This window comes from Chitinophagaceae bacterium C216, assembly GCA_028485475.2.
Taxonomy (GTDB): domain Bacteria; phylum Bacteroidota; class Bacteroidia; order Chitinophagales; family Chitinophagaceae; genus Niabella; species Niabella composti.
The window spans coordinates 50,472-65,963 of record CP144143.1 but is presented as its reverse complement, the minus strand read 5'-3'; the positions used below and the strand labels follow the sequence as shown (position 1 = coordinate 65,963).

13 protein-coding genes are annotated in these 15,492 nt (G+C 40.7%); 6 read left to right on the top strand and 7 right to left on the bottom strand.

The annotated features are described in order from the left end of the window. Window positions 1-160: 160 nt before the first annotated feature. The gene (gene infC / locus PIECOFPK_RS00285) at window positions 161-781 is read left to right on the top strand and encodes a translation initiation factor IF-3 (RefSeq protein ID WP_330974957.1); all 621 of its coding nucleotides are present in this window, start codon (window positions 161-163) and stop codon (window positions 779-781) included. A gap of 151 nt (window positions 782-932) precedes the next feature. Here infC and PIECOFPK_RS00280 read toward each other — a convergent pair whose 3' ends face one another. Continuing rightward, window positions 933-1,088 carry a hypothetical protein gene (locus tag PIECOFPK_RS00280; RefSeq protein ID WP_409966233.1) on the bottom strand — a complete coding sequence of 52 codons (156 nt, stop codon included), beginning with the start codon at window positions 1,086-1,088 and terminating at the stop codon, window positions 933-935. Window positions 1,089-1,234: 146 nt separating this feature from the next. Between PIECOFPK_RS00280 and PIECOFPK_RS00275 the strand changes: the two genes are divergently transcribed. Continuing rightward, window positions 1,235-3,922 (top strand): 4-alpha-glucanotransferase, encoded by a 2,688-nt coding sequence (locus PIECOFPK_RS00275; RefSeq protein ID WP_330974956.1) that lies wholly within the window; start codon window positions 1,235-1,237, stop codon window positions 3,920-3,922. A gap of 51 nt (window positions 3,923-3,973) precedes the next feature. Here PIECOFPK_RS00275 and deoC read toward each other — a convergent pair whose 3' ends face one another. Beyond that, window positions 3,974-4,642, bottom strand: a complete 669-nt coding sequence (gene deoC, locus PIECOFPK_RS00270) for a deoxyribose-phosphate aldolase (protein ID WP_330974955.1) — start codon at window positions 4,640-4,642, stop codon at window positions 3,974-3,976. A 165-nt stretch (window positions 4,643-4,807) separates the two neighbouring features. Further along, window positions 4,808-6,043, bottom strand: a complete 1,236-nt coding sequence (locus PIECOFPK_RS00265; protein WP_409966232.1) for a hypothetical protein — start codon at window positions 6,041-6,043, stop codon at window positions 4,808-4,810. 263 nt (window positions 6,044-6,306) lie between these two features. On the opposite strand from PIECOFPK_RS00265, the gene PIECOFPK_RS00260 reads away from it, so the two are divergent. Beyond that, window positions 6,307-7,899 carry a M20/M25/M40 family metallo-hydrolase gene (locus tag PIECOFPK_RS00260; RefSeq protein ID WP_330974953.1) on the top strand — a complete coding sequence of 531 codons (1,593 nt, stop codon included), beginning with the start codon at window positions 6,307-6,309 and terminating at the stop codon, window positions 7,897-7,899. A gap of 85 nt (window positions 7,900-7,984) precedes the next feature. Here PIECOFPK_RS00260 and PIECOFPK_RS00255 read toward each other — a convergent pair whose 3' ends face one another. After that, window positions 7,985-8,518, bottom strand: coding sequence for a hypothetical protein (locus PIECOFPK_RS00255; protein WP_330974952.1), 534 nt, complete (start codon window positions 8,516-8,518; stop codon window positions 7,985-7,987). 173 nt (window positions 8,519-8,691) lie between these two features. Continuing rightward, a complete protein-coding gene (locus tag PIECOFPK_RS00250) occupies window positions 8,692-11,220 on the bottom strand; it encodes an ATP-dependent Clp protease ATP-binding subunit (protein ID WP_409966231.1) in 2,529 nt (842 codons plus the stop codon). Between the two features lie 185 nt (window positions 11,221-11,405). Between PIECOFPK_RS00250 and PIECOFPK_RS00245 the strand changes: the two genes are divergently transcribed. Together PIECOFPK_RS00245 and PIECOFPK_RS00240 are read left to right on the top strand one after the other, a co-directional pair. Then, on the top strand, window positions 11,406-11,789 hold the full coding sequence (locus tag PIECOFPK_RS00245; protein ID WP_409966230.1) for an STAS domain-containing protein: 384 nt from the start codon (window positions 11,406-11,408) through the stop codon (window positions 11,787-11,789). Window positions 11,790-11,818: 29 nt separating this feature from the next. Continuing rightward, window positions 11,819-12,727 (top strand): ribonuclease Z, encoded by a 909-nt coding sequence (locus tag PIECOFPK_RS00240; RefSeq protein ID WP_409966229.1) that lies wholly within the window; start codon window positions 11,819-11,821, stop codon window positions 12,725-12,727. A gap of 2 nt (window positions 12,728-12,729) precedes the next feature. Here the strand turns inward: PIECOFPK_RS00240 and PIECOFPK_RS00235 are convergent, their stop codons facing one another. Together PIECOFPK_RS00235 and mnmA are read right to left on the bottom strand one after the other, a co-directional pair. After that, entirely contained in the window at window positions 12,730-13,482 is a 753-nt protein-coding gene (locus PIECOFPK_RS00235) for a hypothetical protein (protein WP_330974948.1), read from the bottom strand. A 62-nt stretch (window positions 13,483-13,544) separates the two neighbouring features. Further along, on the bottom strand, window positions 13,545-14,648 hold the full coding sequence (gene mnmA / locus PIECOFPK_RS00230; protein WP_409966228.1) for a tRNA 2-thiouridine(34) synthase MnmA: 1,104 nt from the start codon (window positions 14,646-14,648) through the stop codon (window positions 13,545-13,547). Window positions 14,649-14,892: 244 nt separating this feature from the next. Between mnmA and PIECOFPK_RS00225 the strand changes: the two genes are divergently transcribed. Next, window positions 14,893-15,339, top strand: coding sequence for a single-stranded DNA-binding protein (locus PIECOFPK_RS00225; RefSeq protein ID WP_330974946.1), 447 nt, complete (start codon window positions 14,893-14,895; stop codon window positions 15,337-15,339). Window positions 15,340-15,492: the final 153 nt, after the last annotated feature.

Below are 15,492 nucleotides of genomic sequence, written 5' to 3'. Positions count from 1 at the left end.
TATTATTTCTTATAATTATGTGAAATAAAAAATTGCATGAGTGAGTTTTATTCACAATCTTTGCAAAAAATATTTTAACTTGCCTAATCCCATAAGGCAATAAAATAAACAATATTTCCAACTTCTGTATGGGAAGAAGTTGCTTGAATTAAAAGATTAAATGGCTGTACCACAAAATCCAAATTTTAATCGTCCTTCTTTCGGAGGGGGACAGTTTGGTGGAAATAAACAGAACAAAGTGAACTTTAGGAATCGTTTACCTCAGAAGGAAACATTACATCGAATTAATCACAACATCAAGGCTCCACAAGTGCGCCTGGTGGGCGATAATGTGGAGGTAGGGATTTATCCTATTCAAGAAGCGTTAAAAATTGCACAACAGCAGGAGTTAGATCTGGTGGAAATTTCTCCCACTGCAGATCCTCCTGTATGTAAAGTAATAGATTACAATAAGTTCCTTTACGATAAGAAGAAGAAAGAAAAGGAAATTAAGGCCAAAAGTAAGGTCACCGAGGTAAAGGAAATACGCTTTACGCCCAATACGGACGATCATGACTTCGACTTTAAAGCAAAACACGCAGAAGGTTTCTTGAAAGACGGTAACAAAGTAAAGGCCTACGTGCAGTTTAAAGGACGCGCAATCCAGTTTCAGGATAGAGGCCAGTTACTGCTTTTAAAGTTTGCCGAAAGATTGGCGGAGTTTGGAACCTTAGAAAGCATGCCTAAACTGGAAGGGAAACGCATGCTAGCCATGATTGCTCCCAAATCCAAGAAAAAGTAAAATCTTTATCATAACTCTCTCAGCCGAAAGCATGCCGCTTTCGGTTTTTTGTTATCCTAAGAGCAATAAAGTTGGATGAAGTCCTAACATAAAAAGCCCCGCTTGAAAAGCGGGGCAGATATAGAAAATTACTTTAATCGATTGTTACTGATTAGATGATATCCATTGCCTTTACAAAAAAAGTTGTTACGAACGGCAATATCAGCGTAAGCCAGGGCCAATGCGCAAAACATGCGAACAGAAATGCTGCAGTAGAAACCAGGAATAAAATCCACATTAACCCTTTATTTTTTGTACCGGTTGACATAGCTTATCTTTTTGCCTGCAAATGTAATACATACTGCCAATATATTTGCACACTAGGCGATTGAAATTTTATTTTAAAAATAGGGTCGGAAGACCTATTTTCGTCTTTTGTGTACTATATACACAATATTCTAATGCTTGTTATTGATGAAACTTTTTTTCTACATCAGGTATCACACACATTTTGGAGAAAGCCTTTTTATTACAGGAAATGCTGCTGAGTTGGGCGGTGGTAGGGATTTGATAGAGATGCATTATTTTAATCAAGACTTCTGGCGTATAGAGCTGGATATCGATGTAACTACCCTTGATGAGAAACCTCTAGAGTATAAATATGTATTTAAGGGTACAGACGGAGAACTGGTGCACGAATTCCGTAATAGGACGATCTATCTGAAGCAACACAACGTTTCCACGTTGAAGATTTTCGATATGTGGAATTATTCCGGTGCTTACCCAAATGTATTTTACACCGATCCTTTTCAGAAAATATTATTGCCCTCACGAAAAGCAAGTAAGATTGAGTTTAAAAAAAACATCACCCATATTTTCAAGGTTAAGGCTCCCTTATTAGGTAAGGATGAGGTAGTAGGGCTATTAGGCGATAACGAAGTATTACACCAATGGGATGAGGAGCACCCTTTATTGTTGCAATTTGATGGTTCCTCCTGGGTGAGGGGAGTAGACTTGAGTAGAGCAGCTTTCCCCGTATCATACAAATATGGTGTATACAATAAAAAAACAAAACGATGGTTGCGTTATGAGGACGGTGAAAACCGTCGGTGCTTTGAGCATGCTGCTTTAGGAGAGCAAATTCTTGTGCAGGATGGATTTATCAATCTTCCGCATAATACTTGGAAGGGTGCAGGAGTAGCCATTCCGGTATTTAGTCTCAGAAGTAAAAAGGGATTAGGTATTGGTGAGTTCAGCGATTTGAAACTACTTACCGACTGGGCGGTTACTACCGGATTGCGTCTGATACAAATCTTACCCATAAACGATACTACCGCTACCCATACTTGGAAAGATTCTTATCCATATGCGGCAATATCTGCATTTGCTTTGCACCCGATTTATATCCATCTGGATGCCCTCCTCGGCAAACAGCATAAGGAGGAGCTTTTGTCTAAAATTAAAGCTCAAAGAGAGGCCTTAAACAAGCTGGATGCAGTAGATTATGAAGCGGTATTACAGTTTAAACTCGACATACTCAAAGCGCTTTTTAAAACAGAAGGTGATGCATGCCTGCAATCACAGGAGTATCAATCTTTCTTCCAGCAGCATCAGTATTGGTTGATGCCCTATGCTGCTTATTGTTATTTGAGAGATAAATATCAGTCTCCGGATCCTGCTACCTGGAGCACACATAACGTGTATAGACCGGAAGAGATTGCCTTGTTCTTTAAGCCTGAACACGAAGGATATAAAGAAGTGTTGCTGCATTGTTATATTCAGTATCAGCTGCACCTACAACTGTTAGATGCTGTACAGTACGCGCATCAAAAAGGTGTAATTATTAAAGGTGATATTCCTATTGGTATTTATCGTTACGGCTGCGATGCTTGGGTAGAGCCAGAATTATATAACATGCAGCTACAGGCTGGGGCACCACCTGACGATTTTGCCACCACAGGCCAGAACTGGGGGTTCCCTACTTATAACTGGCCCCGTATGCAGCAGGATGATTTTGCATGGTGGAGGAAGCGTTTTAGGCAAATGAGCTTGTATTTCGATGCTTTTCGCATTGATCATATTCTGGGTTTTTTCAGGATATGGAGTATTCCTATCGATGCTGTGCAGGGGATCATGGGCCACTTTGACCCTTGTATTCCGGTGCATGTAGATGAGTTTGCCGAGCGAGGTATATGGTTCGATTATGAAAGATTTTGTAAGCCTTATATTACTGACGAGGTGTTGCAGGAAATTTTCGGTGAACGAGCAGAAGAAGTCAAACAGAATTTTCTGAAGAAACATGGTCCGCGGGAGTATCAGCTTCTGCCGGAGTTTGATACCCAAAGAAAAATAGAAGCATGGTTCTCCGATAAGGATGGAGAAGCTGCGCATTCAATGCGGGAGGGTTTATACTATCTGGTAAGTAACGTACTTTTATTCGAGCAGGAAAATTCGGATAAAAAAGAATTTCATTTCCGTATTGCGCTGGATAAAACAACGTCATTCCGACATCTGCAGCCTCATATTAGAGAGCAACTGTGGGATTTGTATATCGATTATTTCTATCGTCGCCAAAATGATTTATGGCGAAAAGAAGCATTGAAAAAATTACCCCAGCTTAAAGCGGCAACAAATATGCTAATATGCGGTGAGGACCTAGGAATGGTGCCCGATAGTGTGCCCGGTGTGATGCAACAGTTGGGGATACTAAGTCTAGAGATTCAGCGCATGCCTAAGCAGTGGGGTGTGAGTTTTTTCAACCCGGCCACAGCACCTTATTTATCCGTTGTTACGCCTTCTACGCATGATATGAGCACTATTCGAGGCTGGTGGCAAGAAAACAGAAGTATTACGCAGCAGTTTTATAATACGGAGCTTGAGCAGAAAGGAGAGGCGCCATACTTCTGTGAGCCATGGATTAATAAAGCTATCGTATTGCAACACCTACATGCTCCAGCTATGTGGAGTATTTTTCAGTTGCAGGATTTATTGGGCATGAGTGCATCACTACGTAGGGAAAATCCTGAGGAAGAACGCATCAATGTGCCTGCCAATCCACATCATTACTGGCGTTATCGTATGCATATCACGCTGGAACAACTCTTGAAGGAAAAGGCGTTTAATGAAGAGTTGAGAGGGTATGTACTGAATAGCGGCAGATAACTACTATTGAGAATCTATTATGTGAAATTAGAGATATAAACAAGGGAGTTATTAATAACTCCCTTGACCTTTACCGCCTTCTACAATGGCTACACTGGCACTACATCCCAAACGTGTAGCCCCGGCTTCAATTAATTCCTTGGCAAATTTGTAATCTCTTATACCGCCACTAGCTTTTATTCCAACCTGGGCAGGTAAATGTTGTTTAAACAGTGTTACAGCATGTATGCTGGCTCCCTTCTCAGCATAGCCCGTCGAGGTTTTTAAATAGTCAATGCCGGAAGCACCATACAGCTCGCAGCATTTAATAATCTCCTCGTCTGTAAGCACTCCACTTTCGATAATAATTTTGATGACTTTGTTTTTCTCTTTTATAATAGGTGCCAGTGCCTCGATTTCTTTTTGAAGATATACCCAATCGTTATTTTTCAAAGCAATTAGATTGATGACGATGTCCAACTCATCAGCCCCGTCTTCAATTGCTTGATACACCTCGGCTTTCTTGGCAGTTATTGTTGAATAACCGAATGGGAATCCTATAACTGTACAGGTTTTTACGGTACTGCCTTCCAGCAATGCTTTGGTCTGCTTTACGAATGGTGGAGGTACGCATGCCGAGGCAAACTGATATTGCCGGGCTTCGTTACACACTCGCTCAATATCGCTTAATAAAGTAGTGGGTTTTAAAATGGTGTGATCTATGTAAGTGTTCAACTGCATTGTAGTCTGAATTTTACATCAAAAGTACAGTAACCTGTGGAATGATCTTAATAAACTTTCTGGAGCTAAGGGCTCATAAAAAGAGAGTGAAAAATCCTGATCTGAAAAGACCGGAATTCTCACTCTCTCCTCTAAAAGTCTATTTAAAAAGTACGTCTAAAAAAGTTAATCCTGTATTGTTGCCTTTATCACTTTTGAAGCAGTGGTCGTGCCATCGATATCCACTTGTATAATGCGTACAAAAACATTCTTCTTATTCGAAATGATAGTTTGATCATTTCTTGTGCAGGCTACTGATGCGATGGTAAGCGTCAGCAATAGCACTCCGAATATCCATTTGTTTCTTCTGCCGAATAACAATGCGCCCAGAAAGGCTATTACGCCAAGTCCGATGAAAGTATACCTGTTACCGGTAGTTGCAAACTGATAGGTGATAGGAATATCAGAGTTGTGGTTAGCTGCTTTGGATTTTACGGTGCCGATGGTTTTGAAGTTTTTTCCATCTTCCGATACCTGTATTTCAAAGTAGTCATTGTTTTTTTCCGATAGTGTTTGCCAGTGTACTTGAAGGGTAGTGCCGGAAATAGCCGCACTGATGGTCCCAAATACTACAGGAAGTGTTACATTGTCTAACCATTTAAAATCACCAATAGATACTGCAGCATTAATGTCCCTACGAATGCCTCTGATAATGTGTGTCATTACTACACTATCTACATACACGTTAGGGTTAACTCTGAAAATGATCGTGCCTTTTTCGTTGTCTACATCACGCAAAGAAGGAGCTAGTACCTGCCAGCCATAGGATTCACCCCAAACACCATTTCTGCCTCCATTAAAATTGGCTATAGTTACAGGATCTCCTGCAGGATCAGTAGTTTGCACAAAACTAGTATCAGGGTCATACACATCCAGGGCAAAGACAAAATCAACTAAGGATCCGTTGCTATATACCTTTACCTCTATGGAGTCGTAAGGATTGTCCACATCGTTAATGATAAATGAGAGACCTTTAGGGCGGGTAGGGCTAGTTGTAAAGTCGGCTACTACATTTGATCTTCCGCCATCACAATTGCCACCATTGGCTGTAGAATTACGTGCTATAGCTAATGGGTAACCTGATGTTGAGGTGAAGTAACCATTATTATAACAGAAAGTAGGTTTCCTAAATTCTGCAGGTGAGTTTAATGAAATGGTGCTTAGGTCTGTATCAAGGCAAGGTGCCTCAAGACGTAAGTAAGGTCTTATTGTTACTCCATCGGGTGCGGTGATAGCTGGTAACACAGGATCTGTGGACTGACAATATTGTGGCCCTGGAGAGGGGAAGGTCATCTGCGAATACGCGCAGAAAGATTGCAATAAAATTATTGCACAGCCAATTGTTTTTTTCAATAATTTCATAATCGACTACGGTTTTGTTTAAAAATACTTAGCTGGACGAAGTTATTTCAAACTGGGAGTGCAGCTTTTTTTTTTTCGTTGAGTTCCGCAGGATTTTCGACGAGGAGGAATATTTTTACGCCCAATGAAAAGCTGAGCACAAGAAATTTGCATTAACACTAGATTAACCAACACTGTTATGTGAAGGTTGAAAATATTTGATGAGATACGTTTTTCAGATTGTATAAATCACTTTCGTATTTTAGTATTTAAATACAAACCCTATGCGCAAATTCAAGAAATTACTAGTTTTCCCTCTAGCATTTTCGCTTACAATAGCGGTTGCTCAACGGGGGAATGCTCCTCAGTTCAGAGGTGGAGCCTCCCAGATTAAGTATCCAATCGTAGAAGCTATCGTAAAAGAAGCTAATGAAAACTCTCAATTGGAGCAATTGGCTCATGAATTACTCGATGGAATTGGTCCTAGGCTCGTGGGTACACCTGAAATGCAACAAGCTGGAGACTGGGCTATTGAAAAGTTTAAAAGCTGGGGCATAGAAGCTCATAGCGAAAAATGGGGTGAATGGCGTGGATGGCAGCGTGGCCCCGCTCATATCGACATGATTTACCCTCGTGTGAAATCTCTCGAAGGTATGCAGCTGGCTTGGAGCCCTGGAACTAATGGTAAAACAATAACTGCCGAAACCATTATTTTACCTTATTTTCAGGATTCGCTTGCGTTTCAAAAGTGGCTACCTGAAGTGAAGGGTAAATTTGTAATGATTTCCATGATGCAGCCTACGGGTCGTCCCGACAAAAATTGGGAAGAGTATGGCACTAAGGAGTCTATCGATAAAATGAATAGAGAAAGAGATTCTCTCACTCGTGCCTGGCAGAAGCGTATTCAAAACACAGGGCATACTTCACGCACATTACCTGTAGCATTGGAAAAAGCCGGTGCACTAGGTATTATTACTAATAACTGGTCAAAAGCTGTAGGAGCGGATAAAATTTTCGGTGCTTATACCAAAAAGATACCTACAGTGAACTTATCGCTGGAAGATTACGGCTTGGTATACCGATTGACTCAGTCCGGTAAAAAACCTAAACTAAGCATGAAGATAGAATCGAAAGATCTGCCTGTGGCACCGGCATTTAATATTATTGCGGCTATAAAAGGAGTGGAAAAGCCTGATGAGTATGTGATTTTATCAGCCCATTTCGATTCATGGGATGGAGCTTCCGGAGCTACCGATAACGGTACCGGTACACTTACTATGATGGAAGCAGCTCGTATCTTAAAGAAAGTGTATCCCAATCCTAAACGTACTATTCTAGTGGGATTGTGGGGAAGTGAAGAGCAGGGACTTAATGGCTCTCGTGCTTTTGTGGAAGATCATCCCGAGATTGTTGCCAACATTCAGGCTGTGTTTAATCAGGATAATGGAACCGGTCGCGTAACAAGTCTTCAAGGCCAAGGCTTTCTGCACGCTTATGAATATCTGGGCAGATGGCTTACATATGTTCCTCGTGAGGTAAGGCAGCATATCGAAACCAGTTTTCCCGGCTATCCTGGAACCGGCGGATCGGATTTTGCCTCATTTGTTATGGCCGGTGCTCCAGCATTTTCGTTGAGTTCTTTAAGCTGGGATTATGGTACCATCACTTGGCATACCAATCGTGATACATACGATAAAATTGTCTTTGATGATTTGCGCAATAATGTTATTCTTACAGCAGCACTGGCTTATGCGGCAAGTGAAGATCCCGCTAAATCATCAAGAGAAAAAATTGTTTTACCAATAGATCCGTCTACGGGAAAGCCCAGAGAATGGCCTAAACCTGTATCTCCTACAAGAAGAGGTGGTTTAGATTAAACAGTTACTTTACGATTCTAGATAATTAAAAAGAAGGGGGTAATAATGCCCCCTCTTTTTTTAAATTATATATGTATATGGTTTGCTAGCTTATCATTTTTTTATTACGTATATGCTCTCTAACAGATTCCAATTCTTTTTTAGCTTTTTCTAGCTCTTCCTGTGCTTCTTTCAGGTTTTTTTCGAGCTGAGGTTGAATGAGCATGGTCGCCATTTTTACTTGTTCTTCAATTTGTCCTTTGCTGATTTTCGATAATGCATTGTTGAGTTCATCTTTTACGGGTTGTATTTCTTTTATTTTCAGGGCAGATTTTACTTGTACTACGGCCTTCTCGACATTGCAATGAATGATATCCAGATTAATACCTTCTATTGTCCTTGATACCTCAGAAGCGATATCTCGGTGTTTAAGCTCCCTAACCGCCTTCTCCAGTTGGGTTATGGCTTCATTGAGTTCTGCAATCTTTTTATCCCTTTGAGAGGGAATGGTATCGCTGATAGCAAAAAATTTCTGAAAAAATCCAGGAATCATGGGTATCGTCCAGGACGCCAGCGTAAAAATGGTGAACGTGGCCAGCAGTACCACAAACAAAGCTCTGTAAAATTTGAAGTATCGCATAGCAGGTGCATTTTGTTTTTTAGGGAAAATTGACGGGTTAAAAGTACGATGATATTCGTATTATATATTGCTACTTTTTATCTATTATGGAAAGTTTAACAAAAGGAGCGGGTAGAATAAAAAAAACACCTCACATACTACTATGTGAGGTGTTTTTTTATGAGTGGATGTATTTATGCTTCTTGTGTGCTGGCATTTTCTTTTATGGAGAATGTGAGCTTGTCGTTGTCTTTATCCAATTCCACTATTAGCAAATCTCCAGGCTTTACATTCGTATTCAGAATTTCCTCGGCCAAAGGATCTTCCAAGTATTTCTGAATGGCTCTGTGAAGTGGTCTTGCACCAAATTGCTGGTCGTACCCTTTTTCTGCCAGGAAGGTTTTGGTTTCTTCGCTCAGCTCCAGTTTGTAGCCTAGATTTTCCACACGCTTCAATACGCCCTTCATAGAGATATCGATGATCTTGAAGATATCTTCCTGAGTAAGGCTATTGAAGATAACCACATCATCAATCCGGTTCAAGAACTCTGGGGAGAAAGTGCGTTTCAACGCTTTTTCAATTACAGCCTTATGCTCTTTCTCTTCATTGGCCAGCCTAGCTTGTGTAGCAAATCCTACACCGGCACCGAAATCTTTGAGCTGGCGTACACCAATGTTGGAGGTCATGATAATGATGGTATTCTTGAAGTCTACTTTTCTACCTAAACCATCGGTAAGCTGACCATCATCCAGCACCTGCAATAGAATATTGTAAATATCGGGGTGTGCTTTTTCGATCTCATCCAGCAAGATCACACTGTAAGGTTTGCGGCGTACTTTCTCGGTAAGTTGCCCACCTTCTTCATAACCTACATAACCGGGAGGAGCACCAATCAAGCGGCTCACGGTAAATTTTTCCATGTATTCGCTCATATCGATTCTAATCAGCGAATCTTCTGAGTCGAATAAATACTTGGCCAATGAGCGAGCCAACTCGGTTTTACCCACACCGGTGGGACCGAGGAAAATAAAGCTTCCGATAGGTTTCTTAGGATCTTTTAAACCTACACGGTTTCTTTGAATGGCTTTTACCACTTTGGCAATTGCCTCATCCTGTCCCACTACCATTCCTTTCATATCTTCGCTCATCTTGCGAAGCTTCTCAGTTTCGGCTTCCACCATTTTGCGTACAGGTATGCCGGTCATGATGTTGATCACTTCGGCAATATCTTCCTCAGTGATAGGATAGCGTTTATGTTTGCTTTCTTCCTCCCACTGTAATTTAGCGCGTTCCAGTTCTTCAGCCAGTTTCTTCTCTGTGTCACGAAGCGAAGCTGCTTCTTCAAATTTCTGACTTTTGACTACTCTATTCTTTTCTTCTTTTACTTCTTCTATTTTCTTTTCCAGTGCAAGAATATTATCCGGTACGTTGATGTTTTTAAGATGCACACGCGCGCCTACTTCATCCATTACATCGATGGCTTTATCAGGCAGTAGCCTGTCAGTGATGTAACGATCGCTGAGTCTTACGCATGCTTCAATAGCATCATCGGTATAGGTAACACTGTGGAAGTCTTCATATTTAGATTTAATATTCGTAAGTATCTGAATGGTTTCTTCCACGGTAGGCGGATCTACCATCACTTTCTGGAAGCGACGATCCAATGCACCATCTTTTTCGATGTACATGCGATATTCGTCCAGTGTGGATGCGCCAATGCATTGAAGTTCTCCGCGTGCTAACGCAGGTTTAAAGATATTGCTGGCATCCAGCGAACCGCTCGCACCGCCTGCCCCTACGATGGTGTGTAGCTCATCGATGAACAGAATCACATCGCGGTTTTTTTCCAGCTCGTTCATGATGGCCTTCATTCTTTCTTCAAATTGGCCACGGTATTTAGTCCCTGCAACTAGCGAAGCCAAATCCAACGATATCACTCTCTTGTTGAAGAGTACTCGGCTTACCTTTCTTTGTACGATGCGTAAGGCAAGCCCTTCCACGATGGCGGTTTTACCTACACCGGGCTCCCCTATAAGGATGGGGTTGTTCTTTTTACGTCGGCTTAATATTTGAGAAACTCTTTCAATTTCCTTTTCACGGCCTACGATAGGATCCAGTTGTCCGCTCTCCGCGAGTTTGGTAACATCACGTCCGAAGTTGTCCAGCACCGGGGTTTTACTCTTGGTATTACTTTTAGATGTGGTGCTTCTGGACTGTTGCGAATATCTTTTTTCATCTTCGAACTCTTCCTCACCTTCTTCGCCAAATTCTGCTCGCGGATCGTTGGATTTTACAATATCCAGTTCTTGACGGAAAACATCATAATCCAGATCGTATTGATTCAGAATCTGAGTAGCAATGTTTTCCTTGTTTTTTAATATCGACAACATGAGGTGTTCGGTTTCCACCTGGTTACTTTTCAGCGCTTTTGCTTCGAGCACGGTTACCCGAATCACCTTTTCGGCTTGTTTGGTAAGCGGCAGGCTATTAATATTAGCCATATTCTTACCGGTTTTATCTTTTATGGCCAGTTCTATTTCTTTGCGAAGCTCACCAATATCGATATTAAACCCTTTCAGAATTTTGATAGCAGTATTATCACCTTCCCGTATTAAACCTAACAGGAGGTGTTCTGTGCCAATGAAATCATTCCCAAGCCTCAACGCCTCTTCTCTGCTGTAAGAAATAATTTCTTTTACCTGGGGTGAAAAATTATTATCCATATTTTGTAGATAAAATGATCAATTACAATATTAACAAATATATTTGGTACTGGTTTGCGTAATTTGTAAACAGTAATGCTAATCTTTAATCGTGTTAATTATTAGACGCATTTTGCGGCTAAAAGAATGCATATTAAAGATAGTTGCATTTGCTCCAAATTTGTAAACCTTTTTTATAGTTATTTATGGAAGTCAAAATAGATACCAAAGAGAAATTTCACGTCATCACGCCAATAGTGTCGGAGCTTTCTGCTACAATGGCAGATCAAATAGATAAAATTTTGTTACCTTTTTTGCAGGAAAATATTAAAAATGTGGTGCTGAATCTGGAGCAGGTGCAGCGTATGGATAAGGCCATAGCGGAGCAACTTATTCACATTCAGCAACAATTCTATGAAAATAATGCTTCATTTGTATGCTGTGCATTAGGCGAAGCATTGGAAGCATTTTTGGCAGATTGTGAACTTTTGGAGCTCTTAAATGTTACGCCCACCGTAAGCGAGGCCGGCGACATCGTAAATATGGAGGAAATCGAAAGAGAGCTATTAGACAGTGACTTTTCGGAATAATGGTTGCAAATAACTTTAAATAGAAAAGCATGTTTGGTGTTACAATACTGGGAAATAATTCTGCGGTGCCGGCTTTTGACAGGCATCCGACCAGCCAGGTATTGACATTAAACAATCGAAATATACTGATTGATTGCGGCGAGGGTACTCAAATACAGCTTATCAAATATAAAATCAGACGTAGCAGAATTTCACATATTTTTATTTCACATCTTCATGGGGATCATTATTTCGGGCTGATTGGTTTAATTACCTCTTTTGCACTTTTAGGTCGTCAGCAGCCACTTACCATTGTAGCACCTGACCCACTACAACGAATTATCGAACTGCAATTGCAGGTTGCAGATACCAAACTGGGTTTTGAGCTTAACTTCATTACCATAAAAGAAACCGGACCTTTATTACAGTTGCCAGATGTAGAGGTGCGTTGTTTTCGTACCGATCATCGCATCGAGTGCTACGGATTTGTATTTAAAGAAGTACGCAATCTGCGCCGTCTAAATATTGAAAAGGTAAAGGAGTATAATATTCCTCTCAGTTTCTATGATAATCTACAAAGGGGAGAGGACTACAAAGCTAATGACGGTAGTATTATCGCAAACGCAATACTAACAACACCTGCTCCAAAACCCAGAGTGTATGCTTTCTGTGCTGATACCCGATATGATGAACGAATATTAGAGCATATCCATGGAGCCGATATGATTTATCATGAAACCACGTATCACGATGCGCTAGCGCAGATGGCAACAGAACGCTTTCATTCTACAACCAAACAGGCAGGGCGAATTGCTCAATTGGCAGGCGTAAAAAAACTGCTGATTGGTCATTTCAGCAGTAAATACGATTCATTAAAAGAGTTTGAAATCGAAACGCGTGAAGTGTTTCCGAATACGGATTTGGCATTAGAAGGGGTGAGTTATCTAATACCTCAGTAGGGTTAATTGTGATGAATCATCCACATTGTAATGCCAAAGCCGATGTAATGGGCTTCAGGATTATCAGAACCTCCTGCTCCCTGATATTCGTAGAGTTGAAAGTCTTTGTACACTAGGCCGATTCCTTTGGCGTATTTTTCTACAGAGCGTTCTTTAAAGCCAATACTTGTTTGAGGTGTAGGGGGAATATTCAGGCTTTCATCACGCTGTTCCACCGTCCATACATTTTCATAATGCTGCCCTTGAATATCTTCATTGCCGAAACTGGCATAATAAAAGTCCCAAGTATTCATGTCATATCCGGTACTCATTTCAAACAGCTGCTGATAGGGTGCAAAAGGCAGCTGGCTATTACCTTTCCATGAAAAATCTTGCCGCAGGGGTGCCTGTAGATTTACAACCCGAAGGTTATTGTCTAACGTTTCCACTTTTCGTGAAGATGGAATAACTAGATAAGTACCGTTATTCACCCAGGGCCCGGTTGCATTTTCATTGTTAATGAGTCTCTGTACCAGATATGCTTTTTGGCCATTGTCTTCTGTTTCCTGAATCACAGTGTGTTTAACCTGATATTTGTGCACTTCGATTACAGTACCGCTTCTAGCAAAAATGGTAGAGTCTAACCGATACGTTATGGATTTGCCTACTTGCAAGGGGTAGAAATCCTCGATGGAGTCCATTTGCAAAAACTCCTTTTCCTCGCGGCAGGAAGCGAAGAAAAGACATACTGTAAATAAGTACAGAAATGCTCTCAAGAAATAATACACTTTATGCAGGTTAGTTAGTTAATGATTAAAACCGCAAATCAGTTGTAATATTACGACAATCTTCCGGAATGTATCAATCCTCCGCCTATTACATCATCACCTTCATAAAACACGGCACTTTGTCCTGGTGCCACACCTTTAGTGTTCTGATAAAAACGAATTTTTAGTAAATCACCTTCGGGATATAAATTACCCAAGGTGCCCGGGTCCTTATAACGAATTTTGGTTACAGCTTCCATGCCGGGTGTAATACTATCGTATTTTATCAGATTGAATTTATGAACAAAGATTTCGTTTTTGTTCAGGTCTTCTTCATCACCGAGGGTAATGGTATTGCTATCCGGGTCGATGGCGGTTACGTAAGCTGGTTTACCTAAGGCAATATCTAGCCCCTTACGCTGACCTATAGTATAAAAAGGATAGCCTTTATGTTTACCCAGAATATTACCATTTTTATCTACGAAGTTGCCACCGTTAACGCGTTCTTCCAGGCCTTCTACATGTCTTTTCAAGAAACCGCGATAGTCGTTATCAGGAACAAAGCAGATTTCGTAACTCTCACTCTTTTTGGCTAAATCTGGATAACCGTAGTCGATGGCCATTTGTCTGATTTCGCTTTTATGATATTGGCCCAGCGGCAATAGAGTTCTACTCAGTAAATCCTGTTCCAGCCCCCACAGTACATAACTTTGATCCTTGATAGGATCTACTGCTTTACTGATTACATAACGGCCATTTTCATGCTGACGTATTTTAGCATAGTGACCGGTAGCTATATAATCGCATCCTAAAGCATCTGCACGTTTGAGAAGTGCCCTCCATTTAATATGTGTGTTGCACAGCACACAGGGATTAGGCGTACGCCCCGCCAGATATTCATCCACAAAATCCTTTACTACAAAGTCTCCAAACTCTTCCCGTATATCTAAAATAAAATGCGGAAATCCATGTTGTACAGCTGCCATCCGGGCATCATTAAAGCTATCGACATTGCAGCAGCCGGTTTCCTTTTTGCTGCCTCCACTCTGTGCATAATCCCATGTTTTCATGGTAATTCCTACTACTTCATAGCCTTCGTGATGCAGCATAAGGGCCACTACGGTACTGTCAATACCCCCACTCATTGCCACCAAAACTTTCCCTTTCTTGCTCATTTTTGAAAAAATTAATTGACAAAGATACTGAATTTAGGTATTGTGAAATGGGGTGCTCTGTTGGCAACCTTTTGAAAGTTGATAATATTAAAATAAATAATTTTTCATTATAAAATATTGTTTATTTTTAATATTTATCATAGTATTTGTTAACCTATAAAACTACTATCTTTTTTTACTTAAACAACCGCAATAAAAAAGCTATCTTGCCGTTCAAATTCTAGGAGTACTTAAATCGCGTATTATGATTAAAATGCAAGTTATTGGTAATCTGGGAAGAGATTGCCTTGTTAATAATGTAAACGGAAGAAATGTCATCAATTTTACCGTAGCACATACTGAAAGGTACAGAGACAGCCAAGGAAATAATCAGGAGCGTACTACGTGGGTGGAGTGTGCATGGTGGACAGATAGAACAACCGTTTCGCAATATCTAACAAAGGGTAAACAGGTATATGTAGAAGGACAGCCTGATGTAAGAAGCTTTACAAGAAACGACGGTACAGCAGGTGCAGCCTTGATTTTGCGCGTGCGTGAACTGCAACTACTCGGTGGCAGAGGGGATGCTGCAACGGCACCAGCTACTACGCCAACGGAGGGTACTTCAGCTTCTGATATTACCAATACTTCTTCTTCCAACGCATCTTCGGTTAATGATTTTGATGAACCTGTAGACGATTTACCTTTCTAAAAATGTAGTTTTTTTATATAGAGCTCCGCTTCGCGGGGCTTTTTTTATGAAATTTCTGATAAAAAGCTATTAAAATGGAGCAGTTTGGCATGGTTTATGGCTTATAATCCATTAATAATGTAGTTGTTTACTGCATTCGTTTGTCCTTAGCCG